Annotated in this window: 20 protein-coding genes and 1 pseudogene; 5 read left to right on the top strand and 16 right to left on the bottom strand. The window is 39.1% G+C overall.

Annotation, left to right across the window (positions count from 1 at the left end; genetic code table 11):
- Positions 1–262 precede the first annotated feature (262 nt).
- From V1499_RS07200 to V1499_RS07180, 5 genes are all read right to left on the bottom strand, one after another.
- Positions 263–964 carry an ABC transporter ATP-binding protein gene (locus tag V1499_RS07200; RefSeq protein WP_409274985.1) on the bottom strand — a complete coding sequence of 234 codons (702 nt, stop codon included), beginning with the start codon at positions 962–964 and terminating at the stop codon, positions 263–265.
- Positions 964–2,604 carry an ABC transporter permease gene (locus V1499_RS07195; protein WP_409274984.1) on the bottom strand — a complete coding sequence of 547 codons (1,641 nt, stop codon included), beginning with the start codon at positions 2,602–2,604 and terminating at the stop codon, positions 964–966. Before V1499_RS07195 ends, V1499_RS07200 begins: the two co-directional genes overlap by 1 nt.
- A 153-nt stretch (positions 2,605–2,757) precedes the next feature.
- A complete protein-coding gene (locus tag V1499_RS07190; protein WP_409274983.1) occupies positions 2,758–3,837 on the bottom strand; it encodes a Fe(3+) ABC transporter substrate-binding protein in 1,080 nt (359 codons plus the stop codon).
- Between the two features lie 256 nt (positions 3,838–4,093).
- Positions 4,094–4,813 carry a DUF6946 family protein gene (locus V1499_RS07185; RefSeq protein ID WP_409274981.1) on the bottom strand — a complete coding sequence of 240 codons (720 nt, stop codon included), beginning with the start codon at positions 4,811–4,813 and terminating at the stop codon, positions 4,094–4,096.
- Between the two features lie 82 nt (positions 4,814–4,895).
- Positions 4,896–5,279 (bottom strand): hypothetical protein, encoded by a 384-nt coding sequence (locus tag V1499_RS07180; protein ID WP_409274979.1) that lies wholly within the window; start codon positions 5,277–5,279, stop codon positions 4,896–4,898.
- A gap of 296 nt (positions 5,280–5,575) precedes the next feature.
- On the opposite strand from V1499_RS07180, the gene V1499_RS07175 reads away from it, so the two are divergent.
- On the top strand, positions 5,576–5,809 hold the full coding sequence (locus V1499_RS07175; protein ID WP_409274977.1) for a WGxxGxxG family protein: 234 nt from the start codon (positions 5,576–5,578) through the stop codon (positions 5,807–5,809).
- A 289-nt stretch (positions 5,810–6,098) separates the two neighbouring features.
- Here V1499_RS07175 and rihC read toward each other — a convergent pair whose 3' ends face one another.
- The 9 genes from rihC to V1499_RS07130 all read right to left on the bottom strand — a co-directional run bounded on the left by rihC (position 6,099) and on the right by V1499_RS07130 (position 13,664).
- The gene (gene rihC / locus V1499_RS07170) at positions 6,099–6,995 is read right to left on the bottom strand and encodes a ribonucleoside hydrolase RihC (protein ID WP_409274975.1); all 897 of its coding nucleotides are present in this window, start codon (positions 6,993–6,995) and stop codon (positions 6,099–6,101) included.
- A gap of 361 nt (positions 6,996–7,356) precedes the next feature.
- Entirely contained in the window at positions 7,357–7,911 is a 555-nt protein-coding gene (locus tag V1499_RS07165) for a GNAT family N-acetyltransferase (RefSeq protein ID WP_409274972.1), read from the bottom strand.
- A 145-nt stretch (positions 7,912–8,056) separates the two neighbouring features.
- Entirely contained in the window at positions 8,057–8,302 is a 246-nt protein-coding gene (locus V1499_RS07160; RefSeq protein WP_409274970.1) for a hypothetical protein, read from the bottom strand.
- 356 nt (positions 8,303–8,658) lie between these two features.
- Positions 8,659–8,988 carry a hypothetical protein gene (locus V1499_RS07155; protein WP_409274967.1) on the bottom strand — a complete coding sequence of 110 codons (330 nt, stop codon included), beginning with the start codon at positions 8,986–8,988 and terminating at the stop codon, positions 8,659–8,661.
- Positions 8,989–9,210: 222 nt separating this feature from the next.
- Positions 9,211–9,663: a hypothetical protein gene (locus V1499_RS07150; RefSeq protein ID WP_409274966.1), complete on the bottom strand. Its 453-nt coding sequence runs from the start codon at positions 9,661–9,663 to the stop codon at positions 9,211–9,213.
- A gap of 442 nt (positions 9,664–10,105) precedes the next feature.
- Positions 10,106–10,309 carry a hypothetical protein gene (locus V1499_RS07145; protein ID WP_409274965.1) on the bottom strand — a complete coding sequence of 68 codons (204 nt, stop codon included), beginning with the start codon at positions 10,307–10,309 and terminating at the stop codon, positions 10,106–10,108.
- 204 nt (positions 10,310–10,513) lie between these two features.
- Entirely contained in the window at positions 10,514–11,167 is a 654-nt protein-coding gene (locus tag V1499_RS07140) for a hypothetical protein (RefSeq protein ID WP_409274963.1), read from the bottom strand.
- Positions 11,168–11,489: 322 nt separating this feature from the next.
- Complete coding sequence (locus tag V1499_RS07135) at positions 11,490–12,251, bottom strand: 3-hydroxybutyrate dehydrogenase (protein ID WP_409274961.1); 762 nt, start codon at positions 12,249–12,251, stop codon at positions 11,490–11,492.
- A 93-nt stretch (positions 12,252–12,344) separates the two neighbouring features.
- Entirely contained in the window at positions 12,345–13,664 is a 1,320-nt protein-coding gene (locus V1499_RS07130) for a GntP family permease (RefSeq protein WP_409274960.1), read from the bottom strand.
- Positions 13,665–14,062: 398 nt separating this feature from the next.
- Between V1499_RS07130 and V1499_RS07125 the strand changes: the two genes are divergently transcribed.
- From V1499_RS07125 to V1499_RS07110, 4 genes and pseudogenes are all read left to right on the top strand, one after another.
- A complete protein-coding gene (locus V1499_RS07125; RefSeq protein WP_409274959.1) occupies positions 14,063–14,974 on the top strand; it encodes a LysR family transcriptional regulator in 912 nt (303 codons plus the stop codon).
- Between the two features lie 171 nt (positions 14,975–15,145).
- Complete coding sequence (locus V1499_RS07120) at positions 15,146–15,913, top strand: metallophosphoesterase family protein (protein ID WP_409274957.1); 768 nt, start codon at positions 15,146–15,148, stop codon at positions 15,911–15,913.
- A 159-nt stretch (positions 15,914–16,072) separates the two neighbouring features.
- Positions 16,073–16,366: pseudogene (locus V1499_RS07115) on the top strand (helix-turn-helix domain-containing protein); the annotation flags it as partial.
- 44 nt (positions 16,367–16,410) lie between these two features.
- Entirely contained in the window at positions 16,411–17,475 is a 1,065-nt protein-coding gene (locus tag V1499_RS07110) for an IS3 family transposase (RefSeq protein ID WP_409276251.1), read from the top strand.
- Between the two features lie 119 nt (positions 17,476–17,594).
- On the opposite strand, the gene V1499_RS07105 is transcribed toward V1499_RS07110, so the two are convergent.
- The gene (locus tag V1499_RS07105; protein WP_409274955.1) at positions 17,595–17,834 is read right to left on the bottom strand and encodes a hypothetical protein; all 240 of its coding nucleotides are present in this window, start codon (positions 17,832–17,834) and stop codon (positions 17,595–17,597) included.
- Positions 17,835–17,879: 45 nt separating this feature from the next.
- Positions 17,880–18,533 carry a hypothetical protein gene (locus tag V1499_RS07100; RefSeq protein ID WP_409274953.1) on the bottom strand — a complete coding sequence of 218 codons (654 nt, stop codon included), beginning with the start codon at positions 18,531–18,533 and terminating at the stop codon, positions 17,880–17,882.
- Positions 18,534–18,574 lie beyond the last annotated feature (41 nt).

Below are 18,574 nucleotides of genomic sequence, written 5' to 3'. Positions count from 1 at the left end.
TACATACGTTCGAATCACTTTAAAACTGCCAAGTTAGTTGAAATAAATTCGACATAAATCTTTTTCAATTATCTAACGTGTAATAAGTTGGAACCGCCGGATAATAATTACCGATGTTTAAGTCTCTCAAATTACTTTTTAAAAGGGAAAATACAAAAAAGATCCACACCTTAACGAGCAGGCGTGGATCTTATATATGGGTATAATCATTATTTTTCTTTTGATAGATAGCACTGTTCGCGTAGATTCGCTGGCCTGGGAACTAGCGAACGATCGACAGCGCTGTCTTCTGTTTCTCCACCCTCACTGTGGATGACTTTACTTTTCCGTTTTCGATGTAGACAATCCGGTCAGCCATGGCTTTTGCATCTTCCTGGTCATGTGTGACGAAGATAGACGTAATGCCAGTCTTTTTAATGATATCCCTGAGTTCGCCTCGAATTCTTTCCTGCAAGCCCGCATCGAGGTTGCTGAATGGCTCATCGAGGATCAATAAGGAAGGCTCTGGAGCCAGTGCCCTTGCAAGCGCCACCCGCTGCTGCTGTCCTCCGCTTAACTCATGTGGGTACCGGTTGGCGTAATCAGATAGATTCACCAGCTCCAGCATTTCTTCCAAGCGTTCGCGCTTTTCTTTCCTCGTCTTATTTTTTAAGCCGAACAGAATGTTTTTTTCTACAGTCATATGCGGAAAGAGAGCATAATCCTGAAATACAAAACCAATTCCCCTTTTTTCCGGCGGGATGAAACACGCATGATTGCAAACTGTTTTGCCGCAAAGGTTAATCGAACCGTTTTGAGGACATTCAAGCCCAGCAATCAACCTAAGAATCGTACTCTTTCCACTTCCACTTTCCCCGAGAATCGAAACGATTTCGCCTTTTTCAATATCGAGGCAAAAGTCCTTGATGACAGCTTCTTTCGCATTTTTATATTTATAATGTAAATCTCTAATTTGAATAAACATTAGCTGCTCTCCTTATCTGCGAGTTTATGGAAAAAGAAAATAAAGATTCCGCTTAATAGGATGATTAATAGTGATGCCAATGATGCTTCCTGTACCCTCTCATCGTTTGCATATTTATATGCCTGGGTAGCAAGGGTTGAAAAATTAAACGGCTGTAAAAATAAAGTTAATGGCAGTTCTTTCAGGATATCGACAAAGACGAGGATAAAGCCGCTGAAAACCGCTCCTTTTATCATTGGAAGGTCTACCCTGAAAAAAGTTTTTATAGTGGACGCACCAAGCATGCGGGATGCTTCCGTATAACTATTGCCAACCTTTTCAAACCCTGTTTCGATGGAGTTATACCCAATCGCCAAAAATCGGATGATATAGGCGGAAACGAGCATGACCAGTGTAGTCCGCCATATGATGGTCGGCTCCATCTGGATTGCTGCCAAAAGTTCTTTGTTTGTCGTATCCAACCATAGAAAAATCATAATGAAGGCGATAGCGATCGCGGCTCCCGGGATGGAATAGCCAAGCGTTGTCACCCTTGAGAAAAATTTTGCGACAAGCCCCTGCTGCAGCCTCGTATAGTTGGAAATCACAAGTGCGATTATCACAATGATAATAGCGGCAATGGCAGCCACATAGATGGAATTATAGGTGAGAATCAAGAAATCCTGGTTCAGAACCTTCTCATATGTCATGAACGCCCATCGAACCAGTTGGAGAAGCGGAATGATAAAGGCGATGGAAAAGATCCCAAAGGTATAAGCAAATACAAGCCAAGCCTTTATGCCCTTCAGTTTTTTAGGCTGAACTGGCCGGACTTTCGTTGTGGAAAAGCTATACCGCTTTCTCCCCCGCAATATTTTCTCCAGGACCAGGACAATGATGACCAAAAGCATGAGCGAACCGGCAAGTTTAAGCGCCGAATCGAGGTCCTTCATCCCGTACCATGTCCGGAATATTGCAGTACTGAACGTCTGGATTCCAAAGTAGCCAACAACGCCAAAATCATTAAGTACTTCCAGAATGACAAGCGTCACGCTCCCCACGATGGAAGCTTTGGAAATCGGCAATGCGACTCGGAAAAATATTCCTAATGAACTTCCTCCAAGAAGCCTTGCGTTCTCAATCATCGATGATGACTGATTTTGAAAAAAGCTCTTTGTGATTGTATATACATAAGGGAACAGGCACACTGTGAAGATGAATACAGCCCCCTGAATGTTCATGATATTGAAGTATTTTTGATTTACCGTCATGTCAAATGAATTTCTGAGTGTCGTTTGAATGACGCCTGTGTAATTCACAATCCCATGATACGTATATGCAGCGATATACGGAGGGATGGCTAGGGGCAAGATTAATGCCCACTTCAGGAAATTCCTTAACGGGAAGTCATACATTGTAACTAACCACGCCAAGCTCGTTCCTATAACTGTCGTCGCAATGCCTGTGAAAAAAATAATGATCAGGGTATTCCGGATATAATCTATTAACAAATAATCCTTTATATGCTGCCAGTTTTCGTTCGGCTCTGAAAAAAGCTGAGCCCCAATGATGATATTCGGTATAAGAATGAGAATGATGAGGACCAGGCTGAGCAGGGACCAAATATTAAGTTGTTGTTTTACATATCTGCCCAGTCTCAACGGTGACACTTCCTTTTACCTATTCAAACGGTGTTTGCATGAATTACTCTCTATATTAAATTATAACGAAAATCATTCTCATTTGAAATAGTATTTTCTGTGAACGATTTTACCGAAGCACCCTAAGGGCGCTCCGGCACTTGTTTTAGATGATTATTTCCAGCCTACTTCGTTGAAGATTTTTATAGCCCGCTGCTGATTTTTCCCAAGAACGGATAGATTAATATCCTGTTCTTTGAACTCGCCCCATGATTTTAGGAAATCAGATGGCTCAACGTTAGGGTTAGCCGGATACTCGAAGTTCACTTCGGCAAATTTGCCCTGTGCTTCTTCACTTGAAAGGAACTCCATGAACTTGATTGCATTTTCTTTGTTCTTTGCATGCTTTGTCACTGCAATTGCACTAACGTTAATGTGGGTTCCTGTTGTTTCCTGGTTCGGGAAGAATACGCCTACTTGTTCTGCTACTTTTTTCTCTTCTGGATCTTCAGATACTGACATAAGTCCAATATAGTACGTATTCATAAGCGCTACATCCGCTTCACCGGCTACAACAGCCTTTGCCTGGTCGCGGTCATTTCCTTGAGGATCCCTAGCCATATTTGCTGCAAATCCTTTTGCCCATTCTTTTGCTTTATCTTCACCCATTACTTCAATAAAAGAGGATAGTAGTGAAATGTTGTACATATTGTCCGCTGGGCGCGCAACAACTTTTCCCTTCCATTCAGGCTGTGCCATGGCCTCATAAGTTGATAATTGTTCAGGCTTTACACGGTCTTTCGCATAGACAAGGACACGGGCCCTTTTTGCCATACCGAACCAGTAGTTCTCATCGTCACGAAGCTTTTCAGGAATGTTTTTATTAAGGACTTCACTTTCTACAGGCTGAAGCAAATCAGCTTCTTTCGCTACATAAAGGTTGCCAGCATCAGCTGTGAAATAAAGATCAGCTTCAGTTGCTTCCCCTTCTACATTCAGGCGCTCCATCAATTCGTCGCCTTTTCCTTCAACGACATTTACTTTAATGCCCGTCTTTTCTTCAAAAATTTTATACAGATCGTTATCAGACTCATAATGCCTGCTTGTATAAAGATTGACCACTCCAGGCTCTTTCTTTTCTTCGGACTCATTTGCAGGCTGTTTTTTTGCAGTATTGTTGGAACTAGCGCAACCAGCTAATGCACCGAAAACTAGCAAAAAGATTAAACTAAAACCAAATACCTTTTTCTTCATTTCTGCACCTCTTGTTTGGATTTTTAATTGAGAATCTTTTTCAATTCTTTCGCTACTCATAATATATAATGATAATCATTATCAGTCAATCATTCTATGATGTTTTTTTACGAGTGTTAAAATTTGGACACCTTTCCGCCATTAAATGTTAACAATCTATTTATAGGGGAAAGTCTGTTTGAAAGTTGGTGAAATGAAAAAGAGGCCTCCAATTTATTAGGAAGCCTCGATTGTCATTGATTTCTTTGTTATCATTCTAGTTTTCTCGGTTATAACTCGTTGAAGAATCCTCCCTTGGCAACACCTTTGTCCCCTTTACCCAACCAAAATAAAGATTGACTTCGTTAACTATCACTGGACCCACAACAGCATCCATCAACGGTTCCAAATTAAACAATTTAACAAATTTGGCGTAGTCGTCAAACCATTTGCCTTCGTCACTAAAGGAATGAACAAGCATCAGAGCGTTTTTGGCATTAACATTTTCCGCTTCTATTATTGCTGAAGCTGTCCTATGCAGTAATTGGTACCTTATTTCTCCAACGCCTTCTTCTTTTAAATTCAACAATCCTAACAAAGAAGCCAATCTTTTTGTTTTCCCATCAGAAGGTGTATCCCCTTTCCAGGCTGCAACCATTTTATCTCCAAATGGTTCGAATACCTTTCCTTCTACCATGATCGTCATTAATTCATTATTGGCTTTGGCTAGAAGGTAAAGGTCATTATGAGAAATCTTACCTCGCCCTTGTAAAGAAACTTTGTACTCCGGGAATCCATAAAGTACCTTCACATCTTGAAAGAGAGGAATATTACTACTCTTAAATACTCTTACCACACAAGAAGGAAGGTTATCTGCATATTCCCAGCAGTGTGCCAATTCGTATGCAGAGCAGCCCTCCTTCCATTGCGTATCCGGATTCGCCAACAATTCTCTCCAAGACTCTACCCCTTTTGTTGGAACAAAGTATTTCCCCATATTCACTTCTCCTTTCCGTTTTATAAAAGCCTAATTAAAGAAGTCCCGTTTACACTTTTGATCGGCATTACGGTTACATGATTTAAACTACAAACTCCTTGGGTATTTCCCCATCCCAAACGAACTTAACGATAACTGTTTCACCGTTTTCCAATTCGCGTTCAAGAAATATTCCTCCATCTTTCATCCTCCGGGCAATTTCCTGTTTAACGTCCTGTCCCCAATTATTCAAATAATTCTTTCCGTATTTATTTTGATATGTACGTTTATCTGGCAAATCCAACGCCTCTAAGTCTTTAGCAGAAATGTGATACCTGTAGTTATATATCCCAATTTCTCCTTCACGCAGGTATTTCACCTGCTTTCCGTTCGAGGGATTCTTCTTTCCATAGGTAAAACTGAAGACTCCATTCTCAAGTTTCCCGCTTGTAATGTTATTTACTTTAACCACATCATGGATTTCCATTGTTCCTCCCCTTTATTAATGTTAACTAACTAATAATTCGACAAAAGTAATATTTTCCCTTTTAAACAATCTTGACGATATCCATACCGAATTAGTACACCATTTTTGCCCCATGGGGATCCGCCATCAAGATGGTTGTTCTAAAGCTTCTTGATGGGGCTGAGCGACTTCCTGGTTAAAAAGTTGTATGTCAAATATCATATACTCCTGCGCACGGGCTTTTATATAAAAATTTGATGCATAATTACTCCATTAATTACAAACTATAAGTGTAATTTCGAAAGGAGGAAAAATTGATGTTTAAAAAACTTCTGTATTCACTTTGTGCCCTTTTAGTTGCCATCATGATGTTTGGGAATTACACTGGATTTGCTCAAAATCCAATTACAGACCTTTTCAAAAGTACTGAAAGTGCACAAGACATGAATAACAATGATAATGATGATGATGATACGGATTGGGGATGGATTGGGATAATTGGCCTTGCAGGTCTCTTAGGTTTGAGAAGGAACGATAGAAACAATAGATAGCCAACCATCCATTAGTGCACTTTCTTGTAGTCGAGCCAAAAATCAGTATTTTAACAACGCCGGTAATGGGCAGTTATTATAGGCTCAGCATGTTTTAAAAAGGAATATAAGAAGAGTTTTGCTGGTTTTTCTTCATTTTCCGAATAAATTTATAAAATGGATAAACAAAAGGGAGAAGTGTTAGAACACTGCTCCCTTTACGGACTGTTGAACCTTATTAAACAGCACGAGACCAAGCCGCTTCTATGAGTGGCTTGGTCTCGTTATTAAACGTCCGGATTTTCAGAATTTAAACCATTTTAGTTAATGTGCCAAGGAACCATTCCTTGAAGGCTTCAACATCAATTCCAACTGCGACATGTACGTTCGGTTCTTCGTGTCTAAACACTTCCATCGTCATGCCGCTCGCCGGGCCGTCAGTAACTACCTTTACGTGTCTAGGCTCAACCGTGAACATCTCGGGATTAGTTAAATAAGCAATCGTACAAGAGTCATGCATCGCGACACCTTGTGCCATATCTCCATCCCTATAATTGCGGAAGATTGCATTGAACATTTCAGCAGATTTATTTGGGGATTTCGATAATACATCCTCCCCAATACGGGCTTTCAGTGTAACATCCAGGCCAATCATGACGATATTCAAACCGGATTCGAACACAATTTTTGCGGCATGGGGGTCGGCCCAAATATTAAACTCGGCGGCACCATTCACATTTCCACCCGATAGCGAACCACCCATTAAAACGACTCGCTCGATTTTGTTTTTCAACTGTGGATACATTAGCAACAACGCCGCGATATTTGTTAATGGACCAACCGGGACAAGGGTAATTTTCTCTTCCGATTCCTCCAACAAGGAACGCATCGCTTCCACCGCATGCTCTTTTAAAATGGTACGCCCTGGCTCAGGGAAGTTGTAGCCATCCATCCCCGTTTCACCATGAACTTTGTTTCCCAGTGCAGGATTCAATAAAGGTGTTTCCATCCCTTTTGCAACCGGAATATCTTTATCGAAAAATGTGACAAGCTTCAGTGCATTTCTTGTGATGTTGTGAATATCTACGTTTCCTGATACGGTTGTAATTAATTTTACGTCCAGTTCATCCCTGTAAAATGCCAATCCCAACGCCGCGGCATCATCAATGCCTGGATCTGTATCAATAACAATTGGAATTCTCCTCATTATGTAGTGCCTCCTTGTGTATGCTCTTAGGTGTGAAATTTTTTTAAAAATTAATATGACGTCCCAATGTGTAACCGTTTACACATCTATCGTAAACTATTCTAAAATAACAGTCAATCCTCCTAGTCAGAAATACTTTTTACTATTTTTCCAAGGGATTCCTTTATGTTTTATAAAAGCAAATCCCTAGAAAGTTAACGGGTTATGTTTTTAAGTTCAAAATTCGAATAAGCAGTGCATTTCGCACGGTAATTCGCATATGTATTAGCCCACACTTTAGCAGTAAAATTAGCACACAAAAAGCTCGGCGCCATTGCTTCGAGCTTTTTTATATTAGTACATTGTTGAAGATAAGCACCCGTTAAAAAGGATTGAGTTTATCAAACTCATCTTTTGTTTGTCCATAAACATACTCGTCATAATGCTTGCCCTGCGTAAAAATCATTTCCCTGAGTATTCCCTCTTGGACGAATCCAAGATGCTCCTGCAAAGCACATGACCCATCATTGAAGGCATAAACATAAGCGTTTACCTTATGGTAACGTAATTCCGTAAAGTAATAACGAAGTAAAATCCTTATAGCTTCGGAAGCATATCCTTTTCGCCAATGTTCACGAAATATAGCTACCCCGTATTTAAAAGTGCCATTACGAGAGCTACAGCTGTTTGTATTGATACTTCCAACAAGAGTGCCATCGAGTGTTTCAATTGCAAGAAATACATTATCACCTTCCGATGCCTTAGAGGATGTGCGTTCCGCCCAAGCTTTAGTTCCATCTTCAGACCTCGGAAAATAAATGGAATCAGATAATCTTGCACCTTCCGAATCCTGGTCATTATCATGAAAACATTTCCAATCCGATGGTAACACAGGACGTAATCTGACTTTTGAACCTGACCAAATATTAGCAACCATTTTCATTCCCCCTTCACAGTCTTTTCTTCTCAATTTCACATTTAATACTTAAAGAAAATCCAATTTTAATTAAACTATCCTGCCACGTTAGTACAAGAAGGAATTCACTACATCATTCTTCAGCAGTTCATTGTATCCAGCGATTTTATTGATTTTTAGATTTAGAATTCAGTAATTCTGCCTCTATTTCTTCATCTGGCACTAATACCTTTTCAGTGTTTTGATCCTTACCTTTAGGTATCAGCATTAAAATCCCAAGAATAAAAACGATTAAAATGAGCAAAACAGAAACAGTATGCAAACTTTGCCCTGCTGCCATAGCAACTTGCAATAAAATTGAGGCTGTAAGTAGTGATAAACTAATTATTAAAAATCCAAATAACTTGGACATAACTCCCCAACTCCCTTTTTCAATTACCTGCCGTTATTTACATTTATTCTAGTATTTACTACGGATTCCTTCTTCCGCTAAACTGCCCCGTATGTTCAATAAGGAATTCAACAAAAAAGGTGGTTAATCCTTACTGGACCAACGCACCTTCTAGCTAATTAGTGTTTAGCATTACATTTGGTGTTTATCATTAATAATTCTAAAATATTTATCGTTATTGAAGTCAAATTTTACTGCAAGGTAATCAAGAAAACCAACTATCTTATCAAGTTCAAATTGTTTGACAATATCATCTGAAATAATAAAACAATTAAAGGAATGATTCATTAATTCTCTGAAAAGAAACATTATACCTTCTAATTGTTGTATGGTGATTCCTTTTTTAATATGTTTATATTTGTGATTTCAACAATCCCAAATGAAGGAAAACCATAAAAATTTTCTTCAAATGACATTTCAAATGCTTCGATAATTGGATTAGATGTTTGATAAATATCATTAATACTGAACTCTAAAATAGGAAGGCTGCTCTCCACATCAAGGATTTGAATTAAGGCATTATTTATATCATTAAGTGAACGAACAGAAACTGACAATGTTGATATAATACTTTTATATTTTAATATGCTTTCTTCTTTTATTTTCTCAATGGGAATAACTGAATCAAGAAATAACTTCACATTCAACCATATCTCTCCTTAAATATAATCAACCACCCATTTATAATGTTTTGTTTCACTTTATATAAACTTTACCATTTATAACTAAATAAGGGTGATTTGTTTAATACAAATATTTCCGAACTCTTTTTCAACTATCATCCGTTACTTCAATAAAAAATTCCACAAAAAATGCGTTATTCCTGCTGGAACAACGCACTCGAGTTAAAGCAATTTTTACGCACAATTTTATTTTACTCTCTTTATTTCAGCTTTCTCTATCGAATCACCAGTAATCTCAAAAAACACTCCTTTATTATTGTCTAATTCAAATGAAACTTTTTGGGTGATGTCCTTTTTCTCTGTTTTATTCCCTTTGGGTTTATCAACCAGGACCTCGACCTTCATTTCAGCATTTCCATCTAAGGCAAAATCATCTTCAAAGAATTCAAACCTAATTGATTCCCCTTTTTTTATTTTGGACCCATCCCCATTCACAGTTGTCTGTGATACTGCTTTATGTGAATGATTCGACAGAAATACTTCAAGTCCATAAACATCAAAATTAGTGTTATTTTTTATATCGATTACCATACTGTTCTTACTTGGTACAAGTGGAGAAGGAGAACTAAAATATTGTGTACAAGCGGACAAAAAAGTAAGAAATAAAATTGCGACTCCTACCTTCAATGTTTTGATCACAATGCCACCCCTTTTATAAAAAATATAATACCTAGATAAATAGTGTATATAGAATATCTAGGTATATGAATATTGTAATTTATTTCTAATTAATTTTCAACTGTTATTAAATAATCCTGCCCGTTTGTTCAATAAGGAATGCAACAAATTACACAGAAACCCTGTTTTATCAATAAAAAGATGCGGTCCAATTCATTTGCCAATTGGACTGCTAATTTGAATGCGAATTAAGTTTTTGTACTCGAAAACCGAACCCGTTACTCGAAAGTTATTTTGCGTTTTTGTTTTCATTTTTGCCTTCTTGAATAAAATAATCCCCATCCTAAATATTGATGGGGATGCCTACTTATGGTTTTCGTGGTGGAACCATTCAATTATAGAATATCCAGGTGGTGCAATATTGAAAAACTGCCGTATTTTTTTCCAAAGCAGCTATACAAAATTATTTATTCTTAAGCTCCTTAAGCTCGTTTATCAACTGGTCAGTACGCTTCGCATTGCCTTCCGCGAAATTTTCGAGCCGATTCTTTAGCTCAGGATCCTCATGGATATTGTCGGCTGTGATTAAATAGGTCCGCATCAGGTCCTCTTCCACTTCAAGCGTATGTTTAAGGACTTCCTCCAGCTTTTGCTTATCATCATTCAAAATGTTCGCCTCCTTTACCAGTATGCGTTCTCTATACTATTCCCATTATTTATCCGCCAAAAACAGCAAAAGGGCGCCAAGTAAATCGGCGCTCTCTTGTACTGTTTAAGCTGTTATTGTTTTAAATTGAAATAAAAAAGACCGGTGCCATATCTGAGCTCTTGCACAGGCCTCAACTTTTACTAGTAGCCAGAAATTATTTTTTTACCGAATCTTCCTATTCTCCCTAGAACCAGCCGTACCAGTCGACTCATCTATAAGCATTTTCGAATGAATTCCCTGGGCGTTAAGCAGTTCGATAACCGTCTCTAGTTCCTTCTTATTAGTAATAACTACATAATCAGGTGGCGTCAGCTTATTTTTAAAATCGAAACTGACTTTAAACCCATTGTTTGCCCGGGAGTCGAGGCCATATAAAGCATGCCAACGGACAATCTTCTCCACCGAGTATTCCTTTATATCCGAAGAAGATATGAATTTGCTCTCCAGAATGATTCCGTTAGGCACAATATAAAAATTTCCGGGGTGCTTGACTGCGTTTAGAATCAAATAGAACAAATAGGCAGAACTGAACAGAGACGAAGATAGCCAATCAATATACATAACGAGTACAAGTAAGGCTGTTAAAAGAATGAGGACCGCTCCTGTTCCCCATTTTACAATTTGATAGGATTTTGTCTCTTTGGACAGCCTCGATGTGTTTTTCCATTCCCTCGCAATAAGGACACTTGAAAATTGCTCTTCTGTTACAGGGAACAACGCATTTCCAGCCAAATCAATTGCCTTTTTAAGGTTAATAAAATTTCGTATGAGACAATAAATACCGATTATAGAAATGATTGCGAAAAGTATAGACACAAGATACCTCCATTTGTCCCACTATGTACTTCCAAATCAATCCTCCGAACAGTTCTAAAAAAGAGTTGTGAATTATGCCGGAACCTCAGTGGGAACTGTACAGGATGTTTTACATAATTCAATTATAGCATTGGTTACAAGGTGCACTAACTTCAAACAACTAAAGAAACGCATATACCCCTTCTGAGATGTCTACAATGCGGTTGGACTGCTAATATTGATGTCTTTTTTACAAAAAAATAGGGAGCCATCCCTGCTGAATGAGGTAAGCTCCCTTTTCTTTCTTCATTTTATTCTGCTAGGCCAACTGGTGTATGTCTGCTTATTCCCCGCCAGTAACGCCGAGTGCCTCGCCTGTAATTGCTGCTGCGCCGTCTGAAGCTAAGAATAGTGCGGTAGCTGCAATTTCGGAAGGCTCAAGTAAGCGTCCCAGCCATTGGTTACCAATGATGTGGGTCTTTAATGCTTCTTCGACGGTAGTTCCATCTTTTTCTGCAAGTACTGGTAATTGTTTTTCAATTAGTTCTGTACGAGTTGGTCCAGGCAAAATTGAATTCGCTGTAATGCCATACTCCGCATTTTCCATTGCAACTACGTTCGTAAAACCAATTTGGCCGTATTTTGCCGCGACATAGGCAGATTTATATTTATCTGGTCTTCTGCCGTGTCCTGAAGAAATCGTGATGATCCGGCCATATTTTTGTTTTTTCATAGCAGGAAGGACATGTTTGGTTGCTAAGAAAGTTCCTTTTAGAATGACATCGACCACAAGATCCCATTTTTCTTCTGGGAATTCATCAGTCGGTGAAATAAACTGAAGTCCTGCATTGTTTACGAGAACATCGACTGATCCACGATCCGCAACAACTTGCTCGACTGCTGATTTCACACTTGCTTCGTCTGCTACATTTGCTTTGTAGCCTTTTGCATTGCTTAATTTTTCGGCAGCACTTTTTGCCGCCTCTTCATTTAAATCAAAGATGGCTACAAAGTCGCCATTTTTGACGAATTCTTCTGCAATGGCAAAGCCAATCCCTCTGGCTGCGCCTGTTACGATTACTGTCCGGTCTTTTTTCGTTGTCATGTTGAAATCCCCCTAAGTTAAATTATTGTTCATCTTATTTTGCAAAAAACAATCCCCTTTGATTCGGTCACCCCCTTAAAGGTTAATAGGTTCTTAATAGATCAAAATCGCTGCAATTAAAACAGCGGCCAGTGCTAGTACGTTTGCGCCTGTTACCGCGACAAACTGATACTTAAAGCCGTTTTTATGTGTAAGGCCTGCTAAAGCCAAGAATGTCAAAACCGCGCCGTTATGAGGCATTAGTGTGATTGTTGAAGATGCGATGGCCGATACCCTATGGATGACATCAGGATCTAGCCCCATATTCAGATAACTTTGGCCAAACGCTTCCATGACAATCCCCAGCGCGCCTGATGCTGAACCTGTAATTCCGCCAAACAAAGCGGATGCAACTGACAAACTGATGAGCGGATTGCCCGGGATATTTAAAATCAGTTTGGAAATATACGTAAATCCGGGTGCAAGGGTGATGACGACACCGAATGCTACGGCTGACGATGTCAGGAAAACCGGCATGATGGAACCACTCGCCCCTTCATTGATGACCGCTTTCTGGCTTGGAATGTATTTTTTGAAAAGAATGGCCGAAACAATGACCGAAGCGGCGAGGCCAATCACGATTATATTCGGTACTTCCATGACGCTTCCGGCAACAATGATTCCGATCAAAACGACGATAGGCAGGATACTAATGAAGAAAGGCGGAATGTTCTCTTTTAGCTCCTCGTTTGTTTCTTTCACATTAAAGTCCGCGAATGTTTCCCCTCTGGCCAAGCTTTTATTTAACGTAAATTTCATATACCAGAGGCCAAACGCGAGTGCGACGACCGCCCCAATGATTCCCAAAAGCGGTGCCGCTGTCAGGGTTGTGCCAAGATACGCGGTAGGCACAACGTTTTGAATGGATGGTGTGGCAGGCAGCATCGTCATCGTAAACGTGCCAAGTCCGAGCTGAATCGGAATTGTAACCAAGTTCCACGCAATATTCAGTTGCTTAAACAATGGCTTCGCCAGCGGAAGTAGCACGAATACTACGACAAACAAACTAACCCCGCCATATGTCAAAATCGCTGTAATAATAAGGAGCGCCACCAGTACGGAAAACGGATTTTTCGTTCCTGTTTTGTTAAGGATTTTTTCCGCGATCGATTGTGCGGCTCCACTCTTATCGATATATTTTGCCAAAATGGCTCCCAACAGGAAGACAGCAAAGAAATTAATAATGAATCCGGTAAGTCCGGTCATGTAAGAATTCTCTTTTCCTATCAAGGATGAGAAAAAATCAAGCTGGTTTGTCACTATCACGATTATTGATGCAATTGGTGCAACGATTAAAATGCTAAACCCCTTCATTGCCCCGTAAATGATTAATACGATTCCTAGCAAAATGCCTATGACCTGAATAATCTCCATAAAATCTTCCCCTTTTCGCAAACCCTTCTCTAGTTAATGCTTTTAACTAAAAAATCTTTAATTAAAGATATTTAAGAAAAAATATATAAGCTGCTACTTCTGATACGAGTGGCTGGCGGTCAGGGCCAACCTGAATTTCCATATCCCTTTATACAAAAACTAAATGATGGCGTTTTCTAAAGTTTTTTTACCCCCTCTTGTTTGGTTCGATTTCATTATGTCACAGAAAGTTCACAATCAGAAATACTAATTCCGTTATAACAATTATGCTAAAAAAGTTATAAGTATATTCACACGGACCCCTGCCTGTGTAACGGCAATTTGTAAAAACCACAACATTGAGTTACGATTTTGAACGAATTGGTTTTCGCATTTGTTCTAAAGGAGGAAATCGAGCGATGAAGGATCTATCAGGAAAATACTTAAAGGCGATTGCAGAGCACGGAAATGTCTCACAAGCAGCCAGAGCTTTGTATATCTCTCAGCCCTACCTCAGCAAATATATTAAAAGCCTCGAGGATGAATTGGGGATTGAATTGGTGAACCGGAAAGTAAATCCGATTTTATTGACATATGCAGGGGAACGTTATTTAGCTTATATGAATGAAATCGAACAGTCGTATGTGAAATTGCATAATGAAATACAATCGATATCAAATTTAAAAAAAGGGCGGCTAAAACTTGGCATTAACCCAATTTTGGGCTCCCACACCCTTTATAATATTTTGCCTGAATTCATCCTTAGTTACCCTGGGATCGAAATTGAACTTATTGAGGAAATTGCGCATGACATGGAGGCCATGCTGCTGGAGGGAAAAATTGATATTTGTTTAAACATGCTCCCGATCTTCAATTCGGAAATTGTATACGAAACCCTCTATGAAGAAAAATTGTATCTAGTCATCCATCCAAGCCATAAATACTATAACGAACCGAAAAAACAAATCAGCCATATTCCATTCCACCCCCGTTTGCTGGATGGGGAAAAATTCATCTTGCTTAAACAAGGGCTTGGTTTAAGAAGGCTGACAGATGTAATTTTCAAGGAATACTCGATCAATCCCGATATTGTCATTGAAACGCAGAACATAGAAAGCGCATTCCGCTTAGCGATTAGAGGGGTCGGCTTAACCATCATACCGGAAAGTGTGATTACACGGGATCAAATTAAGACCGATGCTATTTTTTATACGCTAGGAAACCCGATTTATAAAAATCATGTCACGGTCAGCTATAAAAAAGGAGAGCCCTTATCAGCTCCCGCAAAAGCATTTCTAAATATGGCAAAAGAAAAATATAGGCAATTTTGATGGTGCTTATGGGTCGGATTGTAGGGCAGCAGACGAAAGCTTCCTAAGATAGTTCATTCTCTATTCATCAAATCAACCCGTCGTTCTCCTTTACCTTTTAGTTTTTACACTAATTTGCAGGGATTTCAATTTTAAAAGAGAATAACACGGTATTAAAGGGGGCGAAATACGTTGGAAAACATTGCAATTATTTCTGATATTCACGGAAACATGACGGCACTGGAAACTGTTTTGGAACATATCAATCAGCGGGGAATCACTAAAGTTTTTTGTTTAGGGGATTTAATAGGAAAAGGTCCAAACTCAAGTCAAGCAGTGGACAGGGTACGCGAGGTTTGCGAAGTAGTTATCCTTGGCAATTGGGATGATTTTGTTCCAAAACCGCAAGAAAACGCAATGGTTCAATGGCACCAAAATCAGCTAGGACCAGAGCGATTAGCTTATCTTGGCACCTTGCCTTATCATGTTGATTTCTACATGAGCGGAAAATATATTAGACTGTATCATGCCTCTGCTAAAAGCGTTCATCATCGGGTATTTCCTATAAAGAGCCCGCTTGAGGAAAAAGAGGCAATGTTCGAAAATACTGAATGGATTACACCTCTCGAGGAGAACAAAAAACCGGACATTGTTGGTTTTGGTGATATTCACGTGGCACTCATTGATTGGCTTGATGAGTATCGCACACTTTTCAATGTTGGAAGTGTAGGTAATCCATTGGATATGCCCCTTGCGACCTTTGCCATCCTCCACGGGGAATATGGTTCTAAAACACCTGGTCCTTTTTCGATCGAGATAGTCAGAGTTCCGTATGATATTGAAAAAGAAATAAGCATCGCCATCGAAATGGGTATGCCCAATGTTGATACATATGCGCTAGAACTGCGTCAAGCTATCTATAGATGGCCTTCTAAAGTTAAAGAAACGGTGGCGGAGTAGAGAATGGCTCGAAAAAGCGGTTCGTTTTTAGAACATCTATATTGTAAGCTTTTTTGAATATACTTTCCTAATAAATAAAGACCAAGCAACTCTTTTGGTTGGGATTGATGTGCACCCCAAAAGTTAGACGAACAAATTCTAACTTTTGGGGTGTTTTTTATGGTCAAATATGATGAGGGATTTAAGCAAAAGGTAGTAGACGCTTATTTAGCCGGTGAAGGTGGATATGCTTCCTTGGCGACTAGGTTTGGAATTCGAAGTAAAACCAATATAAGAAAATGGGTCAGTGCGTTCCATCAATTCGGGAAACAGGGCTTAATTACTAAAAAAGCATCTACGAATTATCCTGTTCAATTTAAATTAGATGTCCTAAACTATAAGGTAAGAACAGGAGATTCCCTTGAAGAGGTTGCTAGAAAATTTGGCATTACTGAACCGCCTATGATTCTTAATTGGTTGAGGAAATGGCAAAATGAAGGTATTGAAGGGCTCTCTAAATTAAAGGGGCGTCCATCCGTGTCCAACAAGCCGAAGAACAAGAAAAACGAAAAGAAAATGACGAAGGAAGAACAACTTTTAAAAGAAATAGAATTACTGCGCGCGGAGAATGCCTATTTAAAAAAGCTCCGAGCTTCAGGGATAAATATTCCGAGCCGACTGCTAAAACAGAATCCAGGATCATCCATGAACTCAGAAAAGAATTCAAATTAGCTGTTATCCTTGAAGCTACAGGTTTTCCAAAGGCAACCTATATGTATTGGCAAAAGCGATTTAATGAACCTAATCCAGATGAAGAGATTGAAAGTATTATCCAGGATATTGTAGATAAACATAATGGAAATTATGGTTATCGTCGAATTGATATGGAATTACGTAAGAGAGGTTATATCGTAAATCACAAAAAAATCCTTCGGATCACCAATAAGCTGGGTATTATTTGTACCTCATACACACGTAAATCTCGCAAATATAGCACTTATAAAGGAAGCATAGGTAAAATTTCTAAGAACCTTGTCAACCGCAGATTCCATACAAGCATCCCGCATCAAAAATTAACAACTGATACATCTGAATTCAAATACTACATGACCGACTCTGATGGGAAGATGATTATCAAGAAGGCTTATTTAGATCCGTTCCTAGATATATTTAATGGGGAAATTCTATCATTTCGGTTCTCGGAACGCCCCAACGCAAAAGCAATATTGGATGCTCTAGACGAAGCAATTGAAATAACAAAAGATTGCCCCTATCGAACTACTATACACTCTGATCAAGGCTGGGGTTACCAAATGAACACGTACGTTAAGAAACTGAAAGATAATGGCGTCTTTCAAAGTATGTCACGGAAAGGAAACTGTCTCGATAATTCACCAATGGAAAACTTCTTCGGAATAATGAAGCAGGAAATGTATTACGGTAAAGTTTATCATTCATTTGACGAGCTTAAGCAAGCAGTGACTGATTATATTTTTTACTATAACAATGAAAGAATAAAAGCAAAATTGACTGGCATGAGCCCGGTTGAATACCGTCTTCATACCAGCCAACTAGCTGCTTAAATATTTTGGTCTAACTTTTAGGGTTCAGCACAGATGCCTGGTCTTTTTTTAATTCGCTCTTTGTCTACAGGAACACATTTCCCTCTTCAGTCCCGGTCATAATAAACCTTCATTCATGCCTACAAAACATACCTCAATTTGTACCGACCACGTTCTACTCTCTCTAACACGCGGAAATATGAAGGAACTGTTGATGAGCCATTGCCACCCTTTTCTTCAGACACCATGTCAGTAAGGCAAGTACCTGTATCTTTCCAGCGATTCGGATACTTTCGATTAACCCAGTCGTTAACTTCACTAATCGTTGCTTCTCCGCCCAAAGCCTGAAGTGCCTCAATAATTGCTTCGCACTGTGTCATACCCGCAGAGCCTCCTCTTTAACTATATTTTTCATTGGATAATCTTTAATTTAGCTGTACCTCTTTTTTAGCTTTATCAGCTTCATATTGCTCGTATTCCTCTTTAAAACACATGAACCAATAGCCAAAATTATCCCTCGTACAAACAGCGTGCCGTTCAATAACCGGTTTTTTAGGGTTAAAGAGATAAGCACTAACCCTCTCCAAATCTTTCTCAACATCACAATAGCGATAAACCATGAGCACATTCGACTGTTGGTATGTATTCCTCTTTTCAATCAGGTTATTCATTTGTTCAGTTCTACCCTTTGAGCTGACCGTCTGAATTCCAATAACATTATGCGGAATATACCCTTCTTCTGTTTTAGAAAACAGCTTATCAATTGTATCCATATCTTTATTTGATAAATTTTCTCGTTCCAAGTGTAAAGCAAGATGGTCATAATACTCCTTGTCATTCCGCAAGTCCCACTTCCACCAGGCAAGATCCATAGGGCGGGAACGATTTTTACTTTTATCAAACTTCGAATCCTCGACAAACGAATCAAAGCCAAGCATTTCACCCAAATTAGCAAAATACTCGATTTCCCGATTGGTCATCATTGAGAGGTTGTGGTTTTCATTTATGTTCAATCTCCGATAATTCCTGACATATCCCTCAAAGAATTGCATTAAATCAAGATAGTGTTTTTTCGCCATAGAACTACCCCTTTTTAGGTACATTTTACTAAATAATACCA

Source organism: Neobacillus oceani, assembly GCF_046237595.1.
Taxonomy (GTDB): domain Bacteria; phylum Bacillota; class Bacilli; order Bacillales; family Cytobacillaceae; genus Bacillus_D; species Bacillus_D oceani.
Note: the sequence above shows the minus strand (reverse complement) of the source record. Positions and strands in the feature narration are given on the sequence as shown.